At 67.8% G+C, this 26,685-nt stretch carries 27 protein-coding genes; 11 read left to right on the plus strand and 16 right to left on the minus strand.

Features of this window, described 5'->3' with window-relative positions; all coding sequences use genetic code 11:
• Positions 1-185: 185 nt before the first annotated feature.
• The 3 genes from DXK94_RS03535 to DXK94_RS03545 all read left to right on the plus strand — a co-directional run bounded on the left by DXK94_RS03535 (position 186) and on the right by DXK94_RS03545 (position 3,346).
• Positions 186-1,541: an MFS transporter gene (locus tag DXK94_RS03535; RefSeq protein ID WP_115523960.1), complete on the plus strand. Its 1,356-nt coding sequence runs from the start codon at positions 186-188 to the stop codon at positions 1,539-1,541.
• Between the two features lie 79 nt (positions 1,542-1,620).
• Positions 1,621-2,439 carry an oxygenase MpaB family protein gene (locus DXK94_RS03540; protein ID WP_115523852.1) on the plus strand — a complete coding sequence of 273 codons (819 nt, stop codon included), beginning with the start codon at positions 1,621-1,623 and terminating at the stop codon, positions 2,437-2,439.
• The gene (locus DXK94_RS03545) at positions 2,432-3,346 is read left to right on the plus strand and encodes a DUF817 domain-containing protein (RefSeq protein ID WP_115523853.1); all 915 of its coding nucleotides are present in this window, start codon (positions 2,432-2,434) and stop codon (positions 3,344-3,346) included. The genes DXK94_RS03540 and DXK94_RS03545 overlap by 8 nt, the downstream gene beginning before the upstream one ends.
• Here the strand turns inward: DXK94_RS03545 and DXK94_RS03550 are convergent.
• The 4 genes from DXK94_RS03550 to DXK94_RS03565 are packed head-to-tail and all read right to left on the minus strand — an operon-like array spanning position 3,343 to position 7,442.
• Entirely contained in the window at positions 3,343-4,722 is a 1,380-nt protein-coding gene (locus DXK94_RS03550; protein ID WP_115523854.1) for an LLM class flavin-dependent oxidoreductase, read from the minus strand. The two genes, DXK94_RS03545 and DXK94_RS03550, sit on opposite strands and share 4 nt — an antisense overlap.
• A gap of 25 nt (positions 4,723-4,747) precedes the next feature.
• Entirely contained in the window at positions 4,748-5,491 is a 744-nt protein-coding gene (locus DXK94_RS03555) for an ABC transporter ATP-binding protein (protein WP_115523855.1), read from the minus strand.
• Positions 5,467-6,330, minus strand: a complete 864-nt coding sequence (locus DXK94_RS03560) for an ABC transporter permease (RefSeq protein ID WP_115523856.1) — start codon at positions 6,328-6,330, stop codon at positions 5,467-5,469. The genes DXK94_RS03555 and DXK94_RS03560 overlap by 25 nt, the downstream gene beginning before the upstream one ends.
• Positions 6,327-7,442 (minus strand): ABC transporter substrate-binding protein, encoded by a 1,116-nt coding sequence (locus DXK94_RS03565; protein WP_115523857.1) that lies wholly within the window; start codon positions 7,440-7,442, stop codon positions 6,327-6,329. The genes DXK94_RS03560 and DXK94_RS03565 overlap by 4 nt, the downstream gene beginning before the upstream one ends.
• A gap of 474 nt (positions 7,443-7,916) precedes the next feature.
• On the opposite strand from DXK94_RS03565, the gene DXK94_RS03570 reads away from it, so the two are divergent.
• Together DXK94_RS03570 and DXK94_RS03575 are read left to right on the plus strand one after the other, a co-directional pair.
• Positions 7,917-9,074: a sorbosone dehydrogenase family protein gene (locus DXK94_RS03570; RefSeq protein ID WP_115523858.1), complete on the plus strand. Its 1,158-nt coding sequence runs from the start codon at positions 7,917-7,919 to the stop codon at positions 9,072-9,074.
• Positions 9,075-9,078: 4 nt separating this feature from the next.
• Complete coding sequence (locus DXK94_RS03575; RefSeq protein WP_115523859.1) at positions 9,079-9,813, plus strand: SDR family NAD(P)-dependent oxidoreductase; 735 nt, start codon at positions 9,079-9,081, stop codon at positions 9,811-9,813.
• Between the two features lie 8 nt (positions 9,814-9,821).
• Here DXK94_RS03575 and DXK94_RS03580 read toward each other — a convergent pair whose 3' ends face one another.
• Positions 9,822-10,715: a helix-turn-helix transcriptional regulator gene (locus DXK94_RS03580; RefSeq protein ID WP_115523860.1), complete on the minus strand. Its 894-nt coding sequence runs from the start codon at positions 10,713-10,715 to the stop codon at positions 9,822-9,824.
• A 140-nt stretch (positions 10,716-10,855) separates the two neighbouring features.
• Here DXK94_RS03580 and DXK94_RS03585 point away from each other — a divergent pair, with 140 nt between their 5' ends.
• From DXK94_RS03585 to DXK94_RS03600, 4 genes are all read left to right on the plus strand, one after another.
• On the plus strand, positions 10,856-12,094 hold the full coding sequence (locus tag DXK94_RS03585; RefSeq protein WP_220272952.1) for a multidrug effflux MFS transporter: 1,239 nt from the start codon (positions 10,856-10,858) through the stop codon (positions 12,092-12,094).
• A 100-nt stretch (positions 12,095-12,194) separates the two neighbouring features.
• Positions 12,195-13,235 (plus strand): NAD(P)-dependent alcohol dehydrogenase, encoded by a 1,041-nt coding sequence (locus DXK94_RS03590; RefSeq protein WP_115523862.1) that lies wholly within the window; start codon positions 12,195-12,197, stop codon positions 13,233-13,235.
• Between the two features lie 178 nt (positions 13,236-13,413).
• Positions 13,414-14,202: a hypothetical protein gene (locus DXK94_RS03595; protein ID WP_115523863.1), complete on the plus strand. Its 789-nt coding sequence runs from the start codon at positions 13,414-13,416 to the stop codon at positions 14,200-14,202.
• A gap of 50 nt (positions 14,203-14,252) precedes the next feature.
• Positions 14,253-14,432, plus strand: a complete 180-nt coding sequence (locus DXK94_RS03600) for a hypothetical protein (RefSeq protein WP_079595056.1) — start codon at positions 14,253-14,255, stop codon at positions 14,430-14,432.
• A 16-nt stretch (positions 14,433-14,448) separates the two neighbouring features.
• On the opposite strand, the gene DXK94_RS03605 is transcribed toward DXK94_RS03600, so the two are convergent.
• The 11 genes from DXK94_RS03605 to DXK94_RS03655 form a co-directional block, all read right to left on the minus strand.
• Positions 14,449-15,045, minus strand: coding sequence for a GNAT family N-acetyltransferase (locus tag DXK94_RS03605; protein WP_115523864.1), 597 nt, complete (start codon positions 15,043-15,045; stop codon positions 14,449-14,451).
• Positions 15,032-17,239 carry a penicillin acylase family protein gene (locus tag DXK94_RS03610; RefSeq protein ID WP_115523865.1) on the minus strand — a complete coding sequence of 736 codons (2,208 nt, stop codon included), beginning with the start codon at positions 17,237-17,239 and terminating at the stop codon, positions 15,032-15,034. Before DXK94_RS03610 ends, DXK94_RS03605 begins: the two co-directional genes overlap by 14 nt.
• A gap of 129 nt (positions 17,240-17,368) precedes the next feature.
• Entirely contained in the window at positions 17,369-17,647 is a 279-nt protein-coding gene (locus DXK94_RS03615; RefSeq protein WP_115523866.1) for a hypothetical protein, read from the minus strand.
• Positions 17,648-17,714: 67 nt separating this feature from the next.
• Positions 17,715-18,743: a LacI family DNA-binding transcriptional regulator gene (locus DXK94_RS03620; RefSeq protein ID WP_115523867.1), complete on the minus strand. Its 1,029-nt coding sequence runs from the start codon at positions 18,741-18,743 to the stop codon at positions 17,715-17,717.
• Positions 18,744-18,848: 105 nt separating this feature from the next.
• Positions 18,849-19,694, minus strand: a complete 846-nt coding sequence (locus DXK94_RS03625) for a CPBP family intramembrane metalloprotease (protein ID WP_254865461.1) — start codon at positions 19,692-19,694, stop codon at positions 18,849-18,851.
• Positions 19,695-19,778: 84 nt separating this feature from the next.
• On the minus strand, positions 19,779-20,723 hold the full coding sequence (locus tag DXK94_RS03630; RefSeq protein WP_147294353.1) for a M48 family metallopeptidase: 945 nt from the start codon (positions 20,721-20,723) through the stop codon (positions 19,779-19,781).
• Positions 20,724-20,833: 110 nt separating this feature from the next.
• The gene (locus DXK94_RS03635) at positions 20,834-21,031 is read right to left on the minus strand and encodes a hypothetical protein (RefSeq protein WP_115523869.1); all 198 of its coding nucleotides are present in this window, start codon (positions 21,029-21,031) and stop codon (positions 20,834-20,836) included.
• Between the two features lie 189 nt (positions 21,032-21,220).
• A complete protein-coding gene (locus DXK94_RS03640; RefSeq protein ID WP_079595049.1) occupies positions 21,221-21,403 on the minus strand; it encodes a hypothetical protein in 183 nt (60 codons plus the stop codon).
• A gap of 189 nt (positions 21,404-21,592) precedes the next feature.
• Positions 21,593-22,453: an ABC transporter ATP-binding protein gene (locus tag DXK94_RS03645; RefSeq protein WP_115523870.1), complete on the minus strand. Its 861-nt coding sequence runs from the start codon at positions 22,451-22,453 to the stop codon at positions 21,593-21,595.
• The gene (locus tag DXK94_RS03650) at positions 22,450-23,550 is read right to left on the minus strand and encodes an iron chelate uptake ABC transporter family permease subunit (RefSeq protein ID WP_258868420.1); all 1,101 of its coding nucleotides are present in this window, start codon (positions 23,548-23,550) and stop codon (positions 22,450-22,452) included. The genes DXK94_RS03645 and DXK94_RS03650 overlap by 4 nt, the downstream gene beginning before the upstream one ends.
• Entirely contained in the window at positions 23,547-24,623 is a 1,077-nt protein-coding gene (locus DXK94_RS03655) for an iron ABC transporter permease (protein WP_115523871.1), read from the minus strand. Before DXK94_RS03655 ends, DXK94_RS03650 begins: the two co-directional genes overlap by 4 nt.
• Before the next feature lie 126 nt (positions 24,624-24,749).
• Between DXK94_RS03655 and DXK94_RS03660 the strand changes: the two genes are divergently transcribed.
• Both DXK94_RS03660 and DXK94_RS03665 read left to right on the plus strand, forming a co-directional pair.
• Positions 24,750-25,757 (plus strand): ABC transporter substrate-binding protein, encoded by a 1,008-nt coding sequence (locus DXK94_RS03660; protein WP_258868421.1) that lies wholly within the window; start codon positions 24,750-24,752, stop codon positions 25,755-25,757.
• 8 nt (positions 25,758-25,765) lie between these two features.
• Positions 25,766-26,683, plus strand: a complete 918-nt coding sequence (locus tag DXK94_RS03665; RefSeq protein ID WP_115523962.1) for a siderophore-interacting protein — start codon at positions 25,766-25,768, stop codon at positions 26,681-26,683.
• The last annotated feature ends 2 nt before the right edge of the window (positions 26,684-26,685 follow it).

Consider the following 26,685-nt stretch of genomic DNA (forward strand, 5'->3'; position numbering starts at 1 on the left):
CGCTTTCCCTTTTCTTTGACGTGACGGGCAACACTGCCTATAATCGAGTGAAACGATTCAAAAAGTGACGCACATCCCGGCCGGTGAGGATGATCACCAACTCCACCAGCGGCCCCCAGTCACCAAGACAATCCGGAATGGAAGCACTCCGGTTCCTTGCCAACGAAGACGAAGGAAATCAGCGCATGAGCATAACGCCCACCGTGCATGCCCAGCCCGGTCTCACAACCGGTACCGGGGGCAGGGATCCGAAGCGGGCCGCGATGAGCGGCTGGATCGGCGGCGCCCTTGAGTACTACGACTTTGCGTTGTACGGCCTTGCCGCCACGCTCATCTTCCCCGCCATCTTCTTCCCGTCCGAAAACCCCACCGTCGCGATCATCGCCTCGCTGGCGACCTATGCGGTGGGCTACGTCTCCCGCCCCGTCGGCGCCATTGTCCTGGGAGCATACGGCGACAAGCACGGCCGCAAGAACGTGCTCGTCCTGGCCATGCTGCTCATGGGCTTCGCGACGTTCGCCGTCGGGCTCCTGCCCACGTACGGACAGGTGGGCATCCTCGCCCCCGTCCTCCTCGTGATCCTCCGCCTGGTGCAGGGGTTTGCGGTGGCAGGCGAACTCGGCGGCGCCAGCGCCATGATCGTGGAGCATTCGCCTGACGCCCGGCGCGGCTTCTTCGCAAGCTTCAGCCTTCAGGGAACGCAGGTGGGCTCCATCCTGGCCACCGGCGTGCTGCTTCCGCTGGCTGCCCTTCTCCCTGCCGACCAGTTCCAGACCTGGGGCTGGCGCATTCCGTTCCTGCTCAGCGCCTTCGTGATCCTCGCCGGGTACATCATCCGCCGCCGGGTCCAGGAGCCCCCGGCCTACCTGGCGCAGTCTGACAGCGCTGCGGCGAAGCGCAGGTTCCCGCTCCTCGACCTCCTGCGCACCCACCCGCGGGTCATGATCCTGTGCGTCATCATGACGTTCACCAACGTGATCGGCATGGCCACCCTCATCTTCGGTGTCTCCTACGCCACCCAGGAGGGCTACGGCATCGGCTTCTCCAGCAGCGAGTTCCTATGGGTGACCCTCGTGGCCAACATCGCCGCAGTAGTGACCATCCCGATGTTCGGCGCCCTGTCCGACAAGATCGGCCGGCGGGTGCTGATGGTGGCCGGCGGACTCGGCGGCGGCCTGGCCGCGGGCGGCTACCTGTGGGCGATTGACCAGAGGAGCCTGTTCCTGGTCTTCGTCAGCGTTGTGATCGTCCAGGGAATCTTCTTCCAGATGTGGAACTCGACGTTTGCCACTTTCTTCCAGGAGCAGTTCCCCATGCGGATCCGGGTGACCGGCTTCGCGGTGTCGCAGAACGTCGGCCTCATGATCGCATCCTTCTTCCCGAGCATCTTCACCGCCGTGGCTCCTCCCGGCTCAGCCAACGTTCCCGTGGTCATCGGGCTCATCACCTTCGGCATTTGCCTCCTCGCCGCCGTGGCCACCTTCCTGTCCACCGACACCAAGGGCAAGTCCCTCGAGGACCTCGAAGTACACAAGGCCTGACAGCAATAGACAGCAGAAGGGGCGACGGCGGGAAGTTCCGCCGTCGCCCCTTCTTTGGCTCCTCCGGTACCCTGTTGAGATGGTGCGAGGAATGGCCGACTACGGCGGAGAAGGCATCCTGCTCGCCGGTGCGGGACGGGCCCTCCTTCTGCAGCTTGCCGACCCGGCCGTCGGCCGCGGCGTTGACGAACACAGCACGTTCGTGGGGCGTCCGGTGAACCGGCTCAAGGGAACGCTGACATACGTCTATGCCATCGTGTACGGCACTGACGAGCAGGTGAACGAGGTCCGCCGCCGCGTGAACCGGGCGCATGTTCCGGTCCGCCGGGCCGATAACGAAGAATCCCCCGGGTACAACGCCTTCGACCCCCAACTCCAGCTCTGGGTGGTGGCCACGCTTTACGACACGGCGATCACCATCATCGAAAAGATCTACGGCCCGCTCGACGACGAGTCAGCCGATGCGATGTACCGCGACTATGCGAGGATCGGCACAGCCCTGCAGCTTCCCCCGGACATGTGGCCGGAGGACCGGGCGGCCTTCCGCCGCTACTGGGACCAGCGCATCTCCACCCTCCGCGCGGAGGCCGGCGGGGTGCGCGTGGGCCGCGGCCTGCTGTTCCCGAAGCACACGGCGCTCTGGTACCGCGCCATCATTCCGCCCGCCAGGTTCCTCACCGCCGGGTTCCTGCCCCCGCACGTCCGGCAGGACTTCGGCCTGCCGTGGAGCGGCCGCCACCAGCGCCGCTTCGACCGCACCGTGCGCGTCCTCGCCCTCACCTATCCCAAGCTTCCGCGGCGGATCAGGCACTGGTTCAAGGACTACTGCCTGGGCGAGCTGGATAAAGACCTCCGCAAGAACCGACAGTCCGCCCAGCGTCAGGGAGTACGTGCGTAGTTCCACCCAGGTAGAGCAGCGGATCGACGAACAGGCCCGCCGCTTCCTGGCCAAGGCCCCGGCCGGCGGTGTCACAGCAAAGCTCACCGAGTTCATCGTCTTCGGCCTCAAACAGGGCTGGGCCTGCATCTTCGGTGCCGCCCTCCTCGCGGTCCTCATGGCGGCCCGCCTCTGGTACCCGGACACGGCGGCGCTGGCCCGCAACGACTTCCTGACGCTCGCCGCCGTCACCATCCAGGTCCTGATGGTCGCCTTCAAACTCGAGACCCTCCGTGAACTGCGGGTGATCATCCTGTTCCACCTGGTGGGTACGGTGATGGAGCTGTTCAAGACCGACGTCGGCTCCTGGTCCTACGAGGCCGAAGGCTTCCTGCGGATCGGGGCGGTGCCGCTCTTCAGCGGCTTTATGTACGCCGCGGTGGGCTCCTACATGGTCCGCGTGTACCGGCTGTTCGACCTGCGGTTTGCCAGCTATCCACGGCGCTGGATCACGGCGGTCCTGGGCGCGGCCATTTACGCCAACTTCTTCACCCACCACTACATCTGGGACCTGCGCTGGGTGCTGCTTGCCGCCGTCGTGGTCATTTACGGCCGGTGCGTGATGCACTTCCGCGTGTTCCGGAAGCAGTTCCGCATGCCGCTGGCCATCGCGTTCCTGCTGGTGGCGCTGTTCATCTGGATCGCCGAGAACATCGCCACCTGGTCCGGCGCCTGGCTGTACCCAAGCCAAATGGACGGCTGGCACCCCGTGGGCCTGGAGAAGCTGGTGGCCTGGTTCCTGCTGATGATCATCTCGGTGGTGCTGGTGGCGTGGGTCTACAAGCCCCAGCCGCCGGAAGCCGCGGAAGGAGACGACGGTGACGGCGGCACCCGCCGGGGCGCCGCCGTCGAACCTTCCGCCCGCTAGAACGCCGATCCGATGGATGCCAGTTCCCCGGCCCCCGAGCCGGCGTAGCGGTTGGCCTGGCGCTCCAGCCCGTAGTGTTCCCGCAGCGTCCTGCCGGTGTATTCGGTGCGGAACAGGCCGCGTTCCTGGAGGATGGGCACCACCTGGTCCACGAACGTCTCCAGCCCCGAGGGCAGCACCGGCGGCATGATGTTGAAGCCGTCCGCCGCGCCGCCGTCGAACCATTCCTGGATGGCGTCCGCAACCTGGACCGGGGTGCCGGTGAAGGTGCGGTGTCCGCGGCCGCCGCCCAGGCGTCCGATCAGCTGGCGCACGGTGAGCTTTTCGCGGCGGGCCAGCTGGACGATCAGTGTGTAACGGCTCTTGGCGCCCTCGATCTCGTCCTCGCTGGGCAGATTGTCCGGCAGCTGGCGGTCCAGGGGCAAGTCCTCCGGGGAGACACGCAGGGTCTTGGCCAGCTGGATCCGGGCGTATTCCGGCTTGATCAGCCGGTCCAGTTCCCGCTCCAGCTCCAGGGCTTCCGCTTCCGTTGCACCGATGACCGGCACGATGCCCGGCAGGATCTTGATGCTTTCGGGATCGCGTCCGACGGCGGCGGTGCGCTTTTTGAGGTCCCGGTAGAAAGCCTGTGCATCAGCGAGCGTCTGGTGGGCGGTGAAGACGGCGTCCGCGTAGCGTGCGGCGAGGTCCTTGCCGTCCTCTGACGAGCCGGCCTGGACGATCAGCGGGTGGCCCTGCGGCGAGCGGGGCACGTTGAGCGGGCCCCGGACCTTGAAGTGCTTGCCTTCGTGGTCGATCACGCGGATCTTGTCGGCATCGCCCCACACGCCCTCGGCCTTGTCCGCGAGCACTGCGTCATCCTGCCAGCTGTCCCACAGCTTCTGCGCCACCTCGATGAATTCGGCGGCACGTTCGTACCGGACGGCGTGGGCGGGCTGGTCGTCCACACCGAAGTTGCGTGCGGCGTCCGGGCCTGCTGTGGTGACCACGTTCCACCCCGCGCGCCCGCCGCTGGCCCAGTCCACGGATGCGAACCGGCGGGCCAGATTGAAGGGTTCGTTGTAGGTGGTGGAGGCGGTGGCGATCAGGCCGATGTGTTCCGTGGCGCCGGCGATGGCGGTAAGGAGCACGGTGGGCTCAAGCTTGCCCGAGGGGCGCCGGCCCACCTCGCCGAAGAGCACGGGGGAATCGGCGAAGAAGATCGAGTCCAGCTTGCCGCGCTCGGCCGTCCGGGCGAGCTTTTTGTAGTGCTCGATGTCCGTGCTGGAGTGCGGGTCGCTCTCCGGCAGCCGCCAGGATGCCTCGTGATGCCCGGTGCTCATCAGGAAGGCGTTGAGGTGGAGCGGGCGGTTCCGGGAGGGGTTTTCGGAAGTCATGGGATGGTCCTTCAGGTCGGGAGGGTCAGTGGCTGGTGCCGACGACGCCAAGGTCGGCAAGGAGGTCGCGGCGCAGGGCTTCGTGGCCGGCGGCATCCACCGCGGTGCTGACGTCCGGCGTTACCGTGCGGACGGTGGCAACGCGGCCGTGGTCCAGCACCACGATCCGGTCCGCGAGGGCGATGGCTTCGTCCACGTCGTGGGTTACCAGCAGGACGGCCGGGCGGTGCGCGGCCACCAGGTCCTGGAGCAGCCCGTGCATCTTGATGCGGGTGAGGGCGTCGAGGGCGCCGAAGGGCTCGTCGGCCAGCAACAGCTGCGGCTCGCGGACCAGCGACCGGGCCAGCGCCACGCGCTGCTGCTCGCCGCCGGAAAGCTCGTGGGGCCAGGATTTTTCCCGGCCGGCGAGCCCCACTTCGGCGAGGGCGTTGCGTGCCCGGGACTCGGCGTCGTGCTCCCGAAGGCCCAGGGTGACGTTGCCCAGCACGCTGTCCCATGGCAGCAGCCGCGAATCCTGGAAGACCACGGAGACGCGGTCCGGGACGGTGATGACGCCGCTGCCTTTCACGTCGTGGTCCAGCCCGGCGAGGGCCCGGAGCAGGGTGCTTTTGCCGCAGCCGCTGGGGCCGAGGAGGGCCACGAACTCGCCGGGGGCGATGTCCAGGTCCACGCCGTTCAGGACGCCTTTCGGGCCAAAGCCGCGGATCAGGTTCCGGACCGAGACTGCGTTGGTTGCGACGGCGGTCAGCCCGCCAGGGTGCGCTGCCATGAGAGGGCCTTTCGTTCGAGGAAGCGGACGGCGCCGTCGGACAGCAGGCCGAGGATGCCATAGACGGCCAGTCCGAGGACGATGATGTTGGTTTGGCCATAGGTGCGGGCGAGCTCCATCATGTAGCCGATGCCGCTGGTGGCGTTGATCTGTTCCACCACCACCAGGGACACCCAGGCGCCGGTGACGGCGAAGCGCAGGCCCAGGAAGAATCCGGGCAGGGCGCCGGGAAGAACCACCTTGCGGATGAAGGCGGCGCGGCTGAGCCCCACGGTCTGGGCGAGCTCGACGTAGCGCAGGTCGATGCCGCGCAGCCCGGCGTGGGTCTGCAGGTAGATGGGGACGAAGACCCCCAGGGTGATGGTGAGGACCTTCATGGTCTCGTCGATGCCGAACCACAGGATGAGGAGCGGAATCAGGGCGAGGCCGGGGATGGCGCGCTTGATCTGCACCGGCCCGTCGATCAGTGCCTCACCTACGCGGCTCAGCCCGGACACGAGGGCCAGCAGGGCGCCCACCACGATGCCGAAAAACAACCCCAAACCGGCCCGCTGGGCGGAGATGGCGAGGTTTTCCTGCAGCCTGCCGTCCGCCAGGAGTTCACCGGCAGTGGCCACGACGGTCCAGGGTTCGGAGAGGATGCGCGGGTCCAGCAGCCCTGTTGCCGAGGCTACTGTCCACAGCGCCAGCAGGGCGGCGGGGCCCAGCAGCCAGGCCAGGCGCCGCCGCCGTCCGGGGCCCAGCCTCCTGCCGGTGGGCCGCACGTCCTCGCCTGCCGCGAGGGCCGGGTCCAGGTGGGGTTCGACGGCGGGACGTTCCAGGACCGGGACGGCGCTCACGCTGCACCACCCTTGCCGGCCGCGGCGAAGGCGGTGCCGGCGATGGCCTCGAAGCGGGTGTCGTAGAGGTCCGCCGCCTTCAGCTGCGGCTTCTTCTGCTCCCTGGCCAGCAAATCGATGGTCTGCTGGTGCCGTTCGATCGCTTCCGTCCAGGTGGTGGGGACGTCCCGCTTGCCTGCGGCGTCGATCAGGTACTGGCCATCCTCCGCGGAGAGTCCCTGGTCCTTGATGTAGTAGCCTTCGAGCCATTCCGTGGGGTGGTCCTCGATCCAGCGCTGGGCCTTGCCCCACGCTTCCACGTACTTGGCCAGCGCGGCGGCCTTGGCGGGATCGGCGAGCACCTTGGCGGGGGAGTACAGGTGGCCGGGGTCGTCGCGGAGGCCGTGGCGGAGGGTGGTGGCGCCGTCGGCCTTGTACTTGGCGAGGTACCGCTTGATCTGGACGCCGCCCAGCGGCGCCGCGTCAACCTGCTTGCTGGAAAGCGCCGAGGAGTAGGCGTCGCCCGTGCTGGGCAGTTCGATGAGCTTCACGTCGTCCTGGGCGAGCCCGGCCTTTTCCAGGATCCGCAGGACCAGGGCGCCCTGGGCCTGGCCCGGGCTGTACGCCACCTTCTTGCCGCGCAGGTCCTCCAGTTTGGTGATCCCGGAGCCGGGGGCGACGCCGAGTTCATACAGCGGGTGGTTCACGGCGTCCTGCCGGTAGGCGCTGGCGATGATCCGGACGTCCAGCCCTGTCCAGGTGGCGTGGATGGGCGGGATGTCCGCCACCGAGCCGACGTCCAGGGCGTTGGCCCGGAACGCTTCGGTGGTCTGGGGGCCGCCGGAGATGTTGGCGAACTCCACGTTGATGCCGTCCAGGTCCTTGATCAGGCCGGACAGTTCCAGGGCAACCCGGATGCTGGGATCACCCACGGTGATGGTGGTGCCCGCGGGAACGGACGTGGCGAGCGGGGCGAAGGACGCCTGGCTGGTGGGGTTGCCGGCGGTGGCGGTTCCGCCGCAGGCCGTCAGGAGCCCGACAGCGGGAATCGCCAGGAGTGCGCCCAGGGCGCGCCGCCGGCTGAAAGCACGGGTGGAGGACTGTTGGGGCGGGGAGGATGCAGCGGGGGACATGCTGTGCCTTTCGAAGGGACGGTATGTGGGCATCAGGGCGCGACGAAGCGCTCGGGGACCCGGACAGCCGGGAAAAGGGAAGGAGGTGCGGGCCGCCGTCGGACGCTGTGGCGGTGGTGCTGTGATGCTGCGGTGCTGGGTCAGCGGCTGGCGGTTGAGCTTGTCGACACCAGGGACTAGGTGCACATTCGGCGGAGGCAACACGGACCGAAAGTGCGGGTGCCTTGCGGGCGGTTGGATGAATGCGGCATCGGTCCTCCTGTTCACTGTCAGTTGGTGTTGCGCTTGACCTGGCGTGTGCCGTGGAAACACCTAAGCACGGGCTGCAGGGCGATGGCCAGCACCCCGCAACGGAAGCGAAACGGAAGGAAACGGCGCTACTTATGGCGCCATCCGGGGGACAAACCGGGCAACGTGACGCCATGATGCGCAACGGGGGTTAATGTGACTGGAACGACTCGTTAGGAGAAGTACATGCGCCATTGGGCCCTTACGGCAGCTGCCCTCGGGACAGGCATCCTGCTGGCAGGCTGCACGGCAACGCCGCCCGCGCCGCCGTCCAGCACTTCCCCTGCCCCGGCACCATCCGCCCCGGTTTCGTCCGGGCCGCCTGCATCTCCACCGCCCACATCCGCACCGTCCAATGAACCCACCAGGACCGCGGCCGGCACCATCGGCGGCGAACCCCGGCCGGTGGCAACGGACCTGCAGGCGCCGTGGTCCGTGGTGTTCCGCGACGGCACCCCGCTGGTCAGCGAGCGGAACAGCGGGCGCATCCTCGAGCTCGCCGCGGATGGTTCCTCGCGCTCCATCGGGACGGTCGACGGCGTGGCGGACCGGGGCGAGGCAGGCCTGCTGGGGCTGGCGGTGGGCAGCGGGGGAGACCTGTACGTCTATTCGACGGCGGAGGACGGCAACCGGGTCCAGCGCTTCCCCATCACCGGCACGGCGGGATCGCTGGCCCTGGGACAGCCGCAGACACTCCTTGACGGGATTCCCGCCGCAAGTACCCACGACGGCGGCCGCATCGCCTTTGGTCCCGACGGCATGCTGTACGTGACGGCAGGGGACGCGCAACAGCGCGACAGCGCCCAGGACCGGGACTCACTGGCCGGCAAGATCCTGCGGATGACCCCCGAGGGCGATGTTCCGGCCGATAACCCGTTCCCGGGCTCCCTGACCTACAGTTACGGGCACCGGAACCCGCAGGGATTAGCGTGGGCGGACGACGGAACCATGTTCGCCACCGAATTCGGGCAGAACACCTGGGACGAGCTGAACATCATCACCGCCGGCGCCAACTATGGGTGGCCAACCGTCGAGGGGATCGCCGGCAGGGAGGGCTTTGTGGATCCCGTGCAGCAGTGGCAAACCGGTGCCGCCAGTCCCAGCGGGATGGCGCATGCCGGCGGGACCCTGTTCATCGCGAACCTTCGGGGACAGGTCCTGCGGTCGGTCCCCGTCTCCGACCCCACCACGTCCACGGAGCACTACAGCCGTGAGTACGGCCGGATCCGTGATGTCGCGCTGGCTCCGGACGGCCACCTGTGGTTCCTGACCAACAACACCGACGGCCGGGGTGACCCGGAGCCCGGGGATGACCGGATCCTCGCAGTGCCTTTGGTTGAGTAGTGGCATGGCCAGGGTACTGATTACCGGTTCCGCCGGCGGGCTTGGGTTGAATGCCGCGAAGGAACTGATCCGGCTGGGCCACGAGGTGGTGCTGCACGCCAGGAGCGAATCACGGCTGGACGATGTGTCCGGGCTGCGGGACCAGGCCCGCGGCGCGGTGTCCGGCGACCTCGCCGACCCCGCAGAGGCCATAAGGGTTGCGGAGGAGGCCGAGTCCTTCGGCCCCTTCGACGCGGTCATCCACAACGCCGGCGTCTACCGTGGCCCGGACATCTTCAGCGTGAACACGGTTGCGCCGTATGTCATGACCGCCGTCATGGGCAGGCCGCGCCGGATCGTTTATCTCAGCAGCGGCATGCACCGCTCCGGCTCCACGGACCTCGCCACGGTGGACTGGGCGGATGCAACCGGCCGGCCGGGCGCCTACTCGGACAGCAAGCTGTACGTCACCGCGCTCGCGGCGGCGGTGGCGGTGCGCTGGCCGGACGTCGCCAGCAACGCGGTGGATCCCGGCTGGGTCCCGACGCGGATGGGCGGCCCGGGCGCACCGGATGACCTGGAACTGGGTCATGCCACCCAGGTATGGCTCGGGCTGGACGCGGACAACGCTGCCGGGTCAGGCGGGTACTGGTTCCACCAGCAGCGGCGGAAACCGCACCCGGCGGTGGGCAGCGGAGCGTTCAGGGCCGAACTGCTGGACCGGCTGGAACAGTACACCGGTATCGGTCTGCCGGAGTAACCTTCCGGCTAGCTCCGGGCGTGGGCCAGGGCTGCCTCGACAATGTTCTCCGTGGCAGCCCAGGACGCCAGGAGTTTCAGGGCCTCGTCCGAGGGGCTGCCAGGCGTGGCAGGGTAGACCGTGAGGGTATGGCCCGGGTCCTCCTCCAGGCCCAGGACTTGGTAGTTCAGTTCGAGCAGGCCCACCACCGGGTGCTTGAAGATCTTTGTTCCGGCGTAGTGCCGCCGGACGTTGTGGGCTGCCCAGCGGGTCCGGAATTCGTCACTGCGCATGGAAAGCTCGCCCACTAGCTCGGCGATGCCCTTGTCGTGCGGGCTGCGGCCCGCTTCCCGGCGCAGGATGGCCACGTTCACATTGGCCGCCCGGTCCCAGTCGGTGTAGAAATCGTGTGCCCGGGGGTCCAGGAAGATGAAGCGGGAATGGTTCGCCGGCCGGGCCGTGCCGCGGTACATGTCCGAGTACAACGCATAGCCGAGGGTGTTGGCCGCGACGATGTCCAACCGGTTGTTCCCGATAAAGGCCGGCGCACCCGTAATGGTGTCCAGGAGATACTGCAGTTCCGGCCGCACCCCTGACGGGGCAGAGCCGCCGGCGCTCGCAGCCCGTTTTCGTCCCGATGTGTTGGCCGCCCGGGCGAGGTCGTAGAGGTGGTCATGTTCCGCGCGGTCCAGCTCGAGTGCCCGCGCGATGGCGTCCAGCACACTATCGGAGACTCCCGTGAGGTTTCCGCGTTCCAGCCTCGTGTAGTAGTCCACGCTGACCCCGGCCAGTCGCGCCACTTCCTCACGCCGCAGTCCCGGCACCCGCCGCCGCCCGCCGTACGGTTCCAGCCCCGCCTGCTCGGGTGTGATGCGTCCACGGCGGGTCGAAAGGAACTGTCGTACCTCGGCTCGGTTATCCATAGGGACACGTTACGACGAAACCGAAAGCCGTAAGGAGGGTCTGCCAGAACCAGTTACGGCAGGACCCTCGCTACGTTTCCCGGCAGCCGGTTGGATGGAACGGTCCCCCCTTTTGCCACCACCGGATGGAGCACCACCGCATGCGCGCAAGCGTCACGCACTCCCGGGACGGCCTCCGGCCGGCGTCCGGTGCCGTGCCTGCCACCCTGGTTGCCACGGTCATCTTCCTGACAGCCGTGGCGCCGCTGGCCACCGACATGTACGTCCCGGCCTTCCCGCAGGTGTCGGAGGAGTTCGGCTCCACCGCATCCGCTGTTCAGTTGACGCTGACCACGTTCTTCGCCGGCATGGGGCTTGGGCAGCTGGTGGGCGGCCCTTTCAGCGACCAGCGCGGCCGGCGGCTGCCGCTGGTGGCGGGCACCGTCCTGATGGCAGCGGCGTCCATTGCCTGTGCCACCGCACCGGACGTCGGGATCCTGATGCTGGCCCGGTTCCTGCAGGGCTTCGGCGGCGGCTGGGCCATGGTCATCGGCCGGGCCGTCATCGTGGACCTGGCCCATGGACAGCAGCTGGTCCGCGTCCTCAACCTGGTGATGGGAATAGGCGGCGTGGCACCCATCATCAGCCCCCTCCTCGGCGCGGTCATCCTCCAGCTGACCGGGTGGCGGATGACGTTCTGGACGCTGGCCGCCCTCGGCATCCTGATGACCCTCTGCGCGCTGTTCATCGTTCCGGAGACGCTGCCGCCGGAAAAGCGGCACGCAGGCGGGCTGCGGGAATTCGGCCGCGCGGCGAAGGCCGTCCTCTCAAACCGCCGCTTTGTCGGCTACGTCGTGGTGGCGTCGTCGGCCTTTATTGCCCTGTTCGCCTACGTGGCCACGTCAGCGTTCATCCTGCAGAACATGAATGGGCTCTCGCCCGTGGCGTACTCGATCGTCTTCGCGGCGAATGCGGGCGGCATGACCATCGCCGCGCTGGTCTCGGCGCGCCTGGCCGGGCGCGTGCCGACCCGCCGCGTCATCCTCACAGGCCAGGTCATCGCCCTTGCCGCCGGGATGGCCATGCTGGCCGGAGCCCTGTGGTGGGCCACGCCGCTGCTGGTGGCGATGGGCAGCTTCTTCGCCCTCATGGTGGCGCAGGGCCTGATCAACACCAACGGCGGCGCCCTCGCCTCGGCGGAGGTGCCCGAACACCCCGGCACCAGCTCGGCGGTGCTCGGACTTGTCCAGTGGACCACCGCAGGCGTCGTCGCGCCGATTGCCGGGCTGGGCGGCTCCGGGACGGCCGTTCCCATGGCGCTGCTCATGATCGGCGGGGCATTGCTGTCCCTGTTCGGCCTCCTCGTCCTGGCCCGACCCGCTAAAGGGGTTCTGCCATAACCCGTTACAGCAGGGCCCTCGCCGGGCACCCCAACAGCGGGTTTGATGTTAATGAACCCCTGTAGCATTTCGTTATCCCCCAAAGAACCACAGGAGAACCATGACCACCGTCAAGGCCTATGCATCCCCGTCCGCCACAGAGGACCTCGTTTCAACCACCATCGAGCGCCGCGCCGTCGGCCCCCACGACGTCCTGATCGAGATCAAGTTCGCCGGCATCTGCCACTCGGACATCCACACCGTCCGCGGCGACTGGGGCCCGCAGCAGTACCCGCTGGTTCCCGGGCACGAAATCGCCGGAGTCGTCACCGAGGTGGGTTCCGCCGTCACCAAGCACGCCGTGGGCGACCGCGTGGGCGTAGGCTGCATGGTCAACTCCTGCCGCGAGTGCGCCAACTGCGTCAAGGGCGAGGAGCAGTACTGCCTCAACGGCATGGTGGGCACCTACGGCGCGGTTGACCGCGACGGGACCATCACCCAGGGCGGCTACTCCACCCACGTGGTGGTTACCGAGGACTTCGTGGTGCGCATCCCGGAAGGCATCGAGCTCGACGTCGCCGCGCCGCTGCTCTGCGCCGGCATCACCACGTTCTCTCCGCTGCACCGCTGGGGCGCCGGCCCGGGCAAGAAGGTTGCCGTCGTGGGCCTCGGCGGACTCGGGCACATGGCCGTCAAGCTCGCGTCCGCGATGGGCGCCGACGTCACCGTCCTGTCCCAGTCGCTGAAGAAGCAGGAGGACGGGCTGCGCCTGGGTGCCACCAGCTACTACGCCACCAGCGACCCCTCCACCTTCGAGCAGCTCGCCGGCTCGTTCGACCTGATCATCAACACGGTCAGCGCCTCGATCGACATCAGCTCCTACCTCCAGCTGCTGACCCTCGACGGCGCCCTGGTGAACGTCGGCGCCCCCGCCGAGCCGCTGCCGGTCAACGCCTTCGCCCTGATCACGGGTCGCCGCTCCTTCGCCGGTTCCATGATCGGCGGCATCCGCGAAACCCAGGAGATGCTGGACTTCTGCGCCGCCCACGGCATCGGAGCCGAGGTCGAGGTGATCCCGGCCGACAAGATCAACGACGCCTACGAGCGCGTCCTGGCCTCGGACGTCCGGTACCGCTTCGTGATCGACACCGCCACCCTGTAACACGGACATCGCGACGGCGGGCCGGTTCCTTACGGGACCGGCCCGCCGTCTGCATGGGGCCGGGAGCAGTTTTGTTATTCGCCGCAACGGTTGGGCGGCAATCCCGCGGTTTTCGGTCCTTCCTGCGCCCGCGGTTCCACAATGAAGGGACAGGTTTTTCGTACCCTGGGAGGGTGTGATGAGAAGGTCCCGCGGTCTGTTTCCCGCATTGATTCTGGTTGGTGTTGCGGTTGCCGGATGCGGCCCGCAGGCAGGGCAGCCAACGGTCACCACGCCGGCAGCGACGAGCACCGCCCCCAGTCCGTCCGCCACTGCCGCGCCGCCGTCTGCCTCGCCATCGGCCGTGCAGACGGCTACCGCAACCGCCACCGTGAAACCCACAGCCACCACCGCGCCCACCGCCACAGCCACCAAGGCGGCCTGGAAGACATTCACGACGGCGGACGGGCAGCTGGCCTTTGACCTTCCGCCCGCGTGGAGCGTGCGGGACCCGGCCGGGGAGCTGCCCGAAGGTGGCGGGGCCTTCGCCGAGGTGACCAACGAAGCGGGCCGGCCACTGGCCACGCTGCGGACCAACATGGCCACGGGATCCACCTGCATGGAGAAGCACCCCTTTTCCGAGTTTGAGTCGCAGCAGATGCCGGCCCTGGCCCAGAACGGGGATGTGCCCCGGTATGTCTTTGAAACCCGCGGCGACGGCACCGCTCCCGGCCCGGCCGATACCCCGGCTGCCGCTTACGGCATCACCACAGTTGAGGCTCCCACCGGCGACACTGCCTGCCCCATCTTCCATTTCTTCACATGGCCGCCCACCGCTGCCATGTTCGGTGCCTTCTACAACCCGGACAACAACAGGACCCCCGGCAGCGAGTCCTTGCCGTACCTTGAACAGGCCCGGAAGTACATGGACACCACCGAATACCAGAACATCCGGCGGATGATCACCTCGCTCCGGCCGGCCGGCTAAACGGTCCGGTATTCCGCCATCCGGGCCTCCAGCCACAACGAATCACTGTCATGAACTATTACAGCCCGGCGGCGCAGGAACGAGCCCTGGATGCCGCATACGACGCAGTGGAGAAAGTCCTCGACGGAATGTTCGCCCCGTTGAGCCGGCACGCGATGAACGCACGCTGGAACCAGGCCTGCGAGGCAATGGCCAAGTACCTGGAAGCAAAGGACAGCGGCGAAGAGTAAGGGTTCTGGCCGGGCCCTACCCGGCCGGACGTGCTTCGAACTTTTCCCGGGTCAGGAACACCAGCCGCGCTTCCTTTTCGGCGAGCTGGACCGTGGGTCCGGCGTCAAACCCGAACCCCACGAAGCGACCGATCGCCTTGCTGTTCCGGGCGTCCGGCTCCGCCACCACCCGGTCCTTGGCCGGATCCGAGAACAGGAACCGGACCAGGCCGGACAGCAGGGTGGGCGTGAAGCCGGGGACCGGGCGTGCGGCCGGGGCCAGCAGCAGGTGCAGGCCGGCATCCCCGGCCCGTGCCGGGTAGGTCTCAGCCACCGGATCTTCCAGGGGCTCATAGGTCTGGAAGATGCCGGCCGGCTGGCCGTCCACGGTCATCAGGTATCCGTGGTGCGTGTCCAGGCTGTCCAGGAACAGGTAGATGTCCCGCACTTCGTCCCGGTCCAGTCCGTTCATGCCCCAGAACCGGGCCCGTTCCTCCCGCACCCAGCCATGGATCAGGTCCGCGTCTTCCTCGGGAGCCAGGCGGAGCAGCCGCAGCCGGCCCAGCCCCGGAAGGTCCTCCTCGTAAGCGGCCTCCCGGTCGGCGTACGGAAGGGCGGTGTCAGTGCTGGTCATGGTTCTCCTTAGTGAGCTGGTCCCAGTCGGTGATGACGGGGAGAAGTTCGCCGGCGGCCCACAGCGGCATCTGGCTGAGGAAGTTGTCATCGGCAGGGTTGCCGGACGCACCGAACGGCACGATCCACCGGCTTTTCGCCCGGTCCGAAAGGTCCCACACATAGCGGGCCACCGGTCCGCGGAACGAGGCGTCCGTGACCCCAGGAAGGCTTTCCGTGCACAGCACGCAGCCGGTGTCCCCGGACAGGGCGGTGGGCGGAACGGCGGGCGCAGCGGCACCCGTCGCCGGGTAGTCCGCCACGGCATGCAGCGGCAGCACGGTGTGGGTTTCTCCCCAGGCAGCGGACGACGGCGCCGCTGCCGCCACCTCGAGCGCCTGGCCCACCGCGGCAGGGACGTCGATCCCGAAGGCGGCCCCTGTGGCGAGGATGGTTTCGAGCGCGAAGCCCACCCGTGCCACCGGGTTCAGCCACGGTGCGAACAGGGGCGAGTGCCCGGCGGGCACGGCGAGCGGTGCCAGCAGGGGAGTCCCGGCCAGGGCCACCACCAGCGCTGACCGCCACGCCGCAAAGGATGCTGCGTCGGTGCTGCCGGCATGCATCTGTCCGTCCCAGCCCAGCAGCCGCTCCCGCAGTTCCACCGCACCTGCGGACAAGGGCAACGCGGGGTCACTTCCGGCCGCATTTCGGCGTTGGATTGGGCGCGGAGTGACCCCGCGTTGCGTGGTGCTGCTGTGATCCAGATCCAGGTCCACCAGCACTTGGCGCAGCGCAGGCCAGGATCCGAGCCGGCAGTCCATATGGATGCGCTGCATGTCGTCAGCGGTGAGTCCAGGAGCAGTGCTGATCCCGGTGTCACTGCTGAGCCCGGTACCGGCCCGTTCTTCCAGCAGGTGCCGGATGCGCCGTGCCCGGTGGGCAGGGGCGAATTCCATGCCGGTCAGGTCCCCGCCGCCTGAAGCACGGTCGTTGGCGTTGACGGCCAGCCTGTCCACGCGGGACGCCGGCAGGTCCACCCAGTCCCCGTGCCACTGGTGGTCCGGGGATTCCGCCGGAACAGGCTGGACCCGGTTCTCCGGGTTGCGCACCGGAACCTTGCCGGCCACCAGCTGCCGAACATCGCCGCCGGAATCTGCGGCCAGGACGCAGTTGACCGGCTCCACCCATGCTTCCAGGGCAGCCTCAATGTCACCGGCGGAACGGCTCCGCAACAGCGGCAGGAGGGCCTCGAAACCCAGCCGACCCGCAGCCCTGGACGGTGTCCGCAGGCTCAGCGCGGCGCCGTCGGGCCCGCCGGAAATGACCGGCCCGCGCTGTGTTTCGATGATGTCCACGGTCTCGGCGGATGCGCCGCGCACCAGGATCTTTTCCTGATGGTTCGCGGGCACCGGCTCCCAGCCGTCCGGCCCGAGGGCCAGCAGGGCCCCTCCGTCCCGGCGCAGCTGCTCGCTGTAGAGGTCCTGGTAGTCGGCCATCGCATTGGTGACGGCCCACGCCGCGGACCCCGTGTGGCCGAAGTGCGGCAGCCCGGGTACGCCGGGAAAAGCCAGCCCGACGACGTCGAACTCCGGGCAGGCGAGCCGCACCTGCTGGTAGACGCCCGGCAGCTCCATGAGCCGGTGCGGGTCCCCGGCAACCAAGGGCGAACCCGTGGCGGTCAGGCCACCGGCAACAGCCCACGCGTTGCTGCCGGCCCACACGGGCGCCTCAATGCTGAACAGCCCCACCGCATCCGGGCCGAGGGCCTTGGCCACCTGGTCCCGCCAGAGCTTGTTGGGAAAGGTGCTGAACAGGATGTGGTGGACCAGGAAAACACCCAGCGGAGTCCACGGCTCCCAGGCGGCGGGCGCCGTGCGGGTGTCCCCGAACTCGCGGGCGTCCCGGCGGCCGGAGCGAAGGGCATCATTGACGCCGTCCACGTAGGCCGTGCACCACCGCTGCGTGGCCGGGTCCAGGTTCTCGAAGCAGCGGCGTGCCGTGTCATCGATGCGGGCCTGGCGCGCAAACCGGTCCCATGGCAGTCCTTCGGAGCCCAGCTGTTCGGCCGTCCGGCCCTCCGCCCGCCAGCGCTCCATTTCGATCTGCCAGGACCGGTCCGTGGCGGCGTTCTGCCCCTGCAAAAACGCCAGCTCATCAGCCGAGCCGGCGCGCAGGTGCGGAATGCCCCAGGGGTCGCGGAAGGTCTCAGCGGGCATGGGATCGCGGAGCCGGGGAGGTGGTGGGCACGTAAATTCCTTCTTCTTAGGTAAGCCTAAGTAAGGGTACGTGGCCGGTTCGCGCTTCCCAAAACGCGGGTGCAACAAAGCGGCGGGAGGACTCGGCGGTCAGGAGCCGGAAGGGTGCGCTTCGCTGTCGATCTCCGCCAGCACGTCTGCCGCGTCCTGGTTGCCGCCGGCCGCCAGGCGCCGCAGTTCGTCCAGGTCGTTCCTTTCAGCGGCCAGCTCCACCAGCTGGTCGGCCGCATCCCGGCTTCCGGAGGCTGCCAGGCTGCGGAGCTCGGCCATGTCCCCGCGTTCGGCGGCCTGCTCGATCAGCTCATCGACGGCATCGGAATCACCGCGGGCGGCGCGCTGCCTCAGCAGCTCAAGCTCCGGATCGGACATGATGCGCCTTTCATGAGGAGTGTCAGTTCCCAGTATGGCCCTGCTTTCCCGGCACTGGTTCCCGGGGTCAGCTGCGGACCGGTCCTGTTGATTCCCGGTAGATCAGTTCCATGGGCGGAAGCACCAGGGGGTTGGCGGGTGGCTGTTCGCCGCGGATCCGTGCCGTCAGCTCGGCCATGCTGCGGGCACCGAGTGCCTCAAGGTCCATGTGCACCGTGGACAGGGAGGGAATGTGGAATTTCGATTCCGGAGTGTCGTCCCAGCCAAACACGCTGACATTGCCCGGGACGGAAATGCCCCGATCGTGCAATGCACGGATGACGCCGATGGCCATCTGGTCGTTCGCCGTCACCACCGCGGTGACGCCCGTTGCGGCCGCCACCTCGAGTCCAGCCTCGTAACCGGACGAGGCCGACCAATCACCTGCGGTGATGCCCAGGGAGTTGAGTCCCAGTGCCCTCACGGTGTCCTCGTACACCGCCCGGCGGTTGTGCGCCGAAGGCCAGCCGGCCGGACCCGCCACGTGGAAAAAGTTGCGGTGCCCCAGCGACGCCAGGTGTTCCACGATGCCGGCCGCGGCTGTGCCGTCGGCGATGCTGCCGAGCGCGCGCATCTGGTTGTCGTATTCGCCGGCAACCACCAGTGGAACACGGGAGGCGTGGCCGGCAGCGGTGGGCGGCGGCTGGGGAACGAAGGAAAGGATGCCGGCAATGTCGTCGCCCGCCAGGAGGGTGTGAAGCTGACGGCTGCGTGCTTCTTCTGTTCCCTCCATGGCCACCACGTCCACCCGGTAGCCGGCGGCATGGGCCGCCGCAGCCGCGCCATTGAGCATCCTTGCGGGGAAGTACAGGGACGCCTCGGGGACCACGACCACCACCCGGTACAGCTCCCGCGACCGCAGCGACCGGGCAGCCAGGTTGGGGGTGTAGCTCAGCTCGGCGAGGGCCTTTTCCACCCGTTCCAGGGTGCTCGGCTTGAGCGCGTTTTTGTCCTTCAGGTAGCGGGAGACAGTCTGGTGGGAAACACCGGCCAGCGCCGCGACGTCGTAAATCGTCGCCGCCTTGGGCCTGTCCCGGCCAACTGCTTCCTGCACCATTTGCTTCCTGCGTCATCTATGGCGGCTCGGCCGCTGCTTTCCGGCGGCCGCGCCGTTCCGACGGACGGATCCGGGCTCCAGCCTAATCCCTCGCGGGGAACAGGATCAGTAGAGGAAGATGTCGATCCACGCGCGGTTGTGGGCGTGGATCAGCACCAGGAACAGCACGAAGTCGAACAGCAGGTGCACGCTGACGATGTAGGAGAGGGACTTCGTCACCGTGAACAGCCGGGCCTGGAGCAAGGCGAACGGGAAGATGAAGAACGGCGCCCACGCATGGAAGCCGAGTTCCCACAGGAAGGATGTGAAGAGCACGGCCTGCAGCAGGTTGGCCTGCCAGTCGGGGAGGTGCCGGCGGAAGAGTGTGAAAGCCGTGCAGATGAAGAACAGCTCATCCCAGATGCCCAGCACGTTGGTTCCGAGGAAGAGCCTGGCTATCCCGTCCACGTCACTGACGGCGGGCCAGTTGTTATAGACGCCGGTGCGGATCATGTAGACCGGCATCAGGGCGTACCCGATCACCAGGACGGCGGGCAGGTACCACTTCTCGGCGCGGGTCCATGGCTGCCCGCTCCTGATGGGGAAACGGATGGCATGGTCCCTGGTGATGAAGCGCGACACGGCATACGGGATGCCCACGGCCACAATCATCGCCGTTCCCATCACCGCCATGTGCTCGGTGCTGATGTCCGTGGTGATGGGGACCAGGCTCATAGCGGTCAGCCCCACCGCGATCAGCGCCAGGTCGATCAGGAGGCGCCTGTTAATGAAGCCCGCCAGGCCAAGGGCCACCGCCAGGAGGAGGAATCCGGAGAGCCGGTCCTCCCGCACAAAGAGCAGGAACCCCGACGCCGATACAAGGGCTGCGGGGATGACGGCCAGTGCCGTGCGGGCCGGTTTAGCTGCTTCCGGCCCCAGAAGATCGGCTTGCGCCGGTGATTGCTGCCTCATCACGTCCCTATGCTTGCAGTGGCGCTTCCGGTGTGATGCCAGTTTACTTGCGGCCCGGAAGCGAAACGAGGGCGGGACACCCCGTCACCACAGCAGCGTAAGGTCCAGGTCCACCGCAGGCCGGGAGCCGGTCCAGGCCTTCAGGATCCCGCTCAGCTCATGTTCGTGGCCGGCCAGCCCCAGCCGGGCGATGTCCGACGGCGCCGGGTCATGATGGTGTCCCTCCGCTGGAGTTCCATGCGAGCACTCCGAGCACATGAGGCGCATCCCGGACCAGTCATCCAGGCCCAGTCCCCTCTGTTCCAGCTGGTCGGACAACTCCTGGAGGTCGTCCGTGGTGGCTCCCGCAACCCGGGCTTCCCAGGTGGGCAGGCCCGAGTCCTCGAGCCGTTTGAGCTGGTCGAACACGGCGACGTCCTGTCTGCCGAGCCGGCGGAACCCCTTCGGCTCGCCATCGTGCAGGAGGACATCCCTGCACCTGTGCCCGGATTCCGGGAGCGGGACATTCGCGATGACGGCATGGGCCGGGCTTCGCCGCCAGCACCAGACCACCTCGGCGGCTCCGGCCGACGGCGGGACCTGGTGGGGGAGGGACGGCTGGTCCGGGTTCAGCCGGATGGGCACCATGCCAAAATCTTCGTCGATGGGTTCAAAGCCGCTTCCCAGGCCCTGGACGCCGTAGGCCGTCCATGCCCGCCGGGCGGTTGCCCAGTCGCCCAGCGCCGTGGCCGCAATGCCCAGGTTCCACGCTGCCGGATTAACGCCGTCGAACTCCTCAGCGTCCCGCGACGAAAAAAGCTCAACTGCACGCGCATTGCGTTCCAGGCTCTGCGCCCACTCACCCTGTGCCTTTGAGAGGAGCCCGGCATGGAACCAGGCGTCGAAGGAATCCGGGACCAGCCGGAGCATCTCGGAGGCAAGCTGCGCTGCCCTCTTCGCATCCCCGGCCTCATCCGCAGCTGTCCAGTCAGACCACACCTCCGTGGGTCCGCGCCGGCTGCCGAATCCAGTCCATCTGCTTGCCGTCACCCGTCCAGTATGCGGCCCGCCCCTTGCGGGCACCATGGCGGATTAAACGGAAGCGGCCGACGGCGGGAGGTCCCGCCGTCGGCCGCTTCCGTGGAGCAGAGGCTGGCTGCCTACGCGTTCGCCAGGGCCCGGTCCTCGCCGCGCAGGCTGAGGGTGAAGGTGTTGGGGCCGCTGCAGGTGACGGCGACGCGGCAGGTGGTGGTGTTGTGCCGTGCCGAGAGGTCGCTGACTGCGGAGTCGAGGGTGTGGTGGAGAGTGGCCTTGTCCCAGATTTTGAGGGTCACGGAATCAGTGGCATCGAACGTCATTATTCAACTTCCATTTCTTGCGGTCTGGCGGCCCGGGATGTCCGGCCGTGTCCTCGTCGGTGAGGACAAGCAATTGGGAAAGCGCGTTCCCGTCTTTCCATGGTGCATGGTCGCGAGGGAAGAGTGCAACCCATTTCGGGCGATGTGACCAAGCACACCGGCGAGGGTTCGCCCGGGGATTTGGCGGAGTTAGGCAGCGCCGCTGTTCAGGCTGAGCGTGAAGGTGTTGGGGCCGCTGCAGGTGACAGCGATGCTGCCCTTGGTGGTGTTGTGGCGGGTGGAGAGATCCTCGACGAGCGCATCCAGCGTGTGGTGCATGGTGGAGCGGTCCCAGATCTTGAGCGTCACGGATTCGGCAGCTTCAAACGTCATTGTTCAGTACTTCCTTGTTTCGGTCCGGCCGGGCCGGGGAAATGGCCTGCTCACGCCCTGCGGCGTCGGCGGCCCCCAAGGGCAACCGGTGGGCCTCATTGCGTCACCAGGATGGATAGGGCTGGAAGTGTCCAGCCCTGCCCTTCCATGGTGCACAAACCGAAACGGCACTCTCAACCAAATCGCCTTTTATTGCGAGTGAATCGCATCACGTGTGACCAGGGACACGGCGTCGGCCGCCGGGGCCCCTACTGTTCCCAGCGGGATGACGTGCGGGCGGCCCTCCGTGGGTTCCGGCACCACGTGCGCGTCCAGGCCAAACACATCCAGCAGCCGCTCGGAGGTGATGACCTTGGCCGGGGTGCCCTGCGCCACGATGGCACCGTCCTTCATGGCCACGATGTGGTCCGAGTACCGGGCCGCCAGCGAGATGTCGTGCAGCACCATCACCACGGTCCGGTGGTGTTCGCGGTTCAGCCGGCGGACGAGTTCCAGCACGTCAACCTGGTGCGCCAGGTCCAGGTAGGTGGTGGGTTCATCCAGCAGCAGGATTCCCGTCTCCTGGGCCAGCGTCATGGAAATCCAGGCCCGCTGGCGCTGCCCGCCGGAGAGGTCCTCCAGGGGCGTATCGGCGAGGTCCAGGATGTCTGTGGCTTCCAGTGCGGACTCCACCACCAATTCGTCGGAGGCGGAAAACTGCTGGTACCACTTCTGCCGCGGGTGCCGGCCCCGCGAAACGAGGTCCGCCACCGTGAGTCCCGACGGCGCCGTGGGTGTCTGCGGCAGCACGCTGATGCGGGTGGCGATGTGGCGGGTGGAATGCTGGCGCAGGGGTGCGCCGTCGAGGAACACCTCGCCGGACCTGGGGCTGAGCAGCCGGCCCAGGCCCCTCAGCAGCGTTGACTTTCCGCATCCGTTGGGCCCGATGATCGACGTTACCCGGGCATTGGGAATGGTCAGCGAGAGCCCGCTGATGATGTTGCCGCCGTCGTAGCCAAGGCTGAGGTCCTGGGCCCGGAGGCCCTCCTGCTGCTCCAAGGACGTGTTCAACTCAGCCTCCGCTGGTATTTGAGGATCAGGTGGATCAGGAACGGTGCCCCCAGCACGGCCGTGGCCACGCCTACAGGCAAGGGGGCAGCAAGGGCATTGGCGGACAGGGTGTCGGCCAGCAGCACGAAAATCGCGCCCACCAGCGCGGATACTCCCACGGAGGGAATCACAGTGGAGGTCAGGGCCCGGGCAATCCGCGGGCTGGCCAGCGCAACGAACGCCACCGGACCAGCAGTCACCGTGGCCACGGACGCCAGGAGGACGGCGAGCGCCAGGACTATCAGGCGGACGGCATCTATCCGGGTGCCAAGCCCGACGGCGGTGTCCTCGCCCAGGCTGGTCAGCAGCAGCCAGCGTCCGGTGGCCATGGCGGCAAGGAGCAGCACGGCAGCGCTGAGCGCCATGGGCTGCACGGTCTCCCAGTCTTTTCCGTTCAGTGAACCCATCATCCAGGTCAGCGCCTGGGCCGCGCTGGTCACGTCGCCCAGGGTGAGGATCCAGGTGGTCAGGCTCGCGGCGAGTCCGGAGATGCCCAGGCCGGCCAGCACCAGCCGGTAGCTGTCCAGGCCCCGCCGGTAGGACAGCAGGTACACGGCCACGCCGCTGAGGATGCCCGCGGTGAACGCCGCAGCGGGCATGCCCACGGTCGCCGCGAGGCCGCTGAGCCCAGCGTGGCCCCCGCCGGCAATCACCAGCACGCTGACAGCCCCCAGTGACGCGCCTGCCGTCACCCCCAGCAGGTCGGGGCTCGCGAGGGGATTGCGCGCCACGGTCTGGGTGATGGCTCCTGCAGCAGCGAGGGAGGCACCGACCACGACCGCGGCCACCATCCTGGGGGCGCGGAACTCCGTGACGGCCAGGTGGATCCGCGTATTGGACTCGTCGCCCAGCAGCGCCCTGAGGACGTCCGGGTAGGCCATGGGGGTGCCGCCGAAAGCGACGTGCAGGGCCATGGCCGCCACCGTTGCCAGGATCAGCAGCGAGGCCACCACCATCACGCGGACGTTGAGCCGGATGGATACCGGGCCGACGCGCAGCGCCCTGATTTTTGTGGCACCCGGGCTGGCCTGCAGCCGGGTTCTCTGGAGAACTGTCATAGCGTTGCCAGCCTCCGGCGCCGGGCGAGGTACACGAAGAAAGGTGCTCCCACCACTGCCAGGACCACGGCGACGGACAGTTCCCCGGGCCGGGCAATAAGGCGGCCGGCGGTATCGGCGAGGAGCACTACGGTTGCCCCGGTAAAGAGCGAGAGCGGCACCAGCCAGCGGTAGTCCGGCCCGGTGATGGCACGGGTGATGTGCGGGACCAGCAGTCCGGCGAAGGCGATGGGGCCTGCCAGGGTTACAGCGGTTCCTGCCAGGAGCGTGACAGCGCCGATGCCCACGGCCCGCGCCCGCAGTACTGAAATACCCAGGGAAACAGCGGCGTCCGAGCCCAGCGCAAGGGCGTTCAAGGCCCGGATGTTGAGCAGGGCCAGCACAACGCCGGCCGCGATGAAGGGCCAGACCAGCTCCAGGACCCCGGTCCGTCCCGCCAGCGAACCCACCTGCCAGAACCGCAGGGTGTCCAGGGCCTGGTCATTGAGGAGGACAATTCCTGCCACGAGCCCTGAGCACAAAGCGGTCACCGCCGCTCCAGCCAGGACCAGTGTGACCGGGGTGGCACCGTACCGGGCTGCCGATCCGATCATGAACACCAGGACACTGGCAACGAGTGCCCCGGCGAAGGCCAGCGCCGCCTGGGTCAGGGCTGGAAGGTCGCCGGCCAGGGCGGTGGCAGCCACGATGGCCAGCGCCGCGCCCTGGTTGATGCCGAGCAGGCCGGGGTCCGCTACCGGGTTCCGGGTATGGCCCTGCACCAGGGTTCCTGCCAGGCCCAGGCAGATCCCGGCGCTGATTCCCAGGACCGTGCGGGGCCAACGCAGCTCGCGGACAGTCACGTCCATGACGTCGCCCGTGGGGGTGAACACCGCGTGCCAGGCCTCCTGGAGGGATGACGGTTGCCCTCCGATACAGATGCTGAGCACGCAGGCGGCAAACAGTGCCAGGGCCGATACGATCAGCCAAACCGTGCGGTTCCGCGGCACCTTCCGCCGTGGGGCCGGCGCGGCCGTCCGTGCCGGATCTGTCCGGGCCACGTTCGGAGACGGCTCTGCGTTCAGGGTTTTCACATGGGACTTTCTATTACGTCACGGGTTTGTGAGCTAATCCGCCAAATCCTGCTACAGTCTACGGCAGGCGCAGGTAAGCCTTACCTAATGCGTCGCATCCCCGCATCGTTTGTGAAGGCATTCCCCGTGAAAATTCGCATTGTCCAGCAGCTCACCGCTGCTGCCGCCGGCCTGGTACTCTTGGCCACCGCGGCCTGCGGCTCCCCGGCCGCCACCACCAGTGACACCACTTCCGCCGCTCCCGAAGCAGCAGGCTTCCCGCTGACCATGGAACACACCATGGGTTCAACCAGCATCGAAACGGTCCCCAAGCGCGTTGTTGCGCTGGACCCCAGCTACATCGATGCTGCCCTGCTGCTCGAGGCCGACCTGGTGGGTTACGTGCAGTACCGGCAGGATCCCAACGCTCCGTTCGCCCCTTACCTCGGCGATGTAGCCGATGCCACCAAGGATTCGGTGAACGTCGGCACCCTGGCCGAGCCCAACCTGGAAAAGATCCTGGAACTGCAGCCGGACCTGATCGTGTCGGCGAAAGTCCGCCACGAGGCCCTGTACTCGCAGCTGTCCAAGATCGCGCCCACGATTTTCTCCGTGAGCACCGGACCCACCTGGAAGGAAAACGTCGTTTTCCTGGGCGAGGCGCTGGGCAAGAAGGCCAAGGCCGAGGAACTGGTCAAGGCCTACGAGGATCGCGCCGCGAAGGTGGGAGCCGAGATCCTGGCCAAGAAGCCGGACGCAACCTACTCCCTCATCCGTTTCACCGGCGGCGACACCGCGCGGCTGTACTCCTCGAACTCCTTCATTGGCGAGATCATGGCGGACATGAACATTCCGCGCCCCAAGGACCAGCCGGACAGCGAGAAGGAGATCTTCGTACCGCTGTCCGCCGAGCAGATCCTCCAGGGCGACGCCGGACTGGTGATGGTCAGCGCCTTCACTCCGGCTGGAGCCGAAGGTGACAAAGCCCGCGCGCAGCAGGAAGCGTTCCAGTCGAACCCGTTGTGGGAGCGGCTCCAGGGCGAGGTCATCAACGTTGACGACGCCACGTTCCTGGCTTCGGTCAGTATTCAGGGCGCCCACGCTGTGATCACTGACCTGGCCAAGCACTACGGCGTGGATCCGCAGCTGCCGTAATGCCCCTGATGGCTGCCGCAACCCTGGTTTCCCGGCACCCCGTGCGGGTGTTCGAGGCCGTGGTGGCGGAAGTGCGGGACCTGAGCCCGCACTTCCGCCGCATCACGTTCACCGGTCCGGCGCTGCAGGCGTTCGGGGTGCCCGGACCTACCCTGGACCTCCGCATCAAGCTGCTGCTGCCCATCCCCGGCCATGACCTCCAACCGCCGGGCACGCCCAGCGGACTCCTGCAGGCGGGGTGGTACCAGGACTGGCTCCGGCAGGAGCAACCCGGCCGCGGCTCCATCCGCAGCTACACCGTCAGGGACCTGCGGCATGGGCCTGCAAGTCCGGAACTCGATATCGACTTTGTGCTGCATCAGGAACCCGGAGACCATGCAGGGCCGGGATCGCGCTGGGCGCAGGAGGCGGAGGCCGGGTGCCGGGCGTGGTTTGTGGGACCGGACGCCACTGCGGTGACGCCCGCCACGCCTTTGCCCGAAGCGGGGATCAACTGGAAGCCGGGCAGCGCGGAGCACGTCCTCCTGGCCGGTGACGAAACGGCGGTCCCCGCCATCAGTTCCATCCTCGAAGCGCTTCCGCCCCACATCGGCGGGCACGCTTTCCTGGAAGTCCCCGAAGCCGCGGACGTCCTTCCCCTGGCCACGCGCAGCGGTGTGCGGATCACCTGGCTGGACCGCGACGGCGGTGCGGCACCACGCGGCCTCCGCCTGGAGCAGGCGGTCCGCGGCGTCGTCGAACGCAACGGAGGGTGGCGCTCCACGTATGCGTGGGTGGGCGCTGAAGCCGGGACGGTCAGGACCCTTCGCCGCTGCCTGGTGGCTGCCGGCGTGGATCCGAAATCCTCGGAATTCCGGGGCTATTGGAGTTTGGGGAAAGCAGGTTCCGGGGCCAACGGCGTGCCGGTCACAGCTCCGAACTCCTAGCA

Source organism: Arthrobacter sp. RT-1, from assembly GCF_003367205.1.
GTDB lineage: Bacteria > Actinomycetota > Actinomycetes > Actinomycetales > Micrococcaceae > Arthrobacter.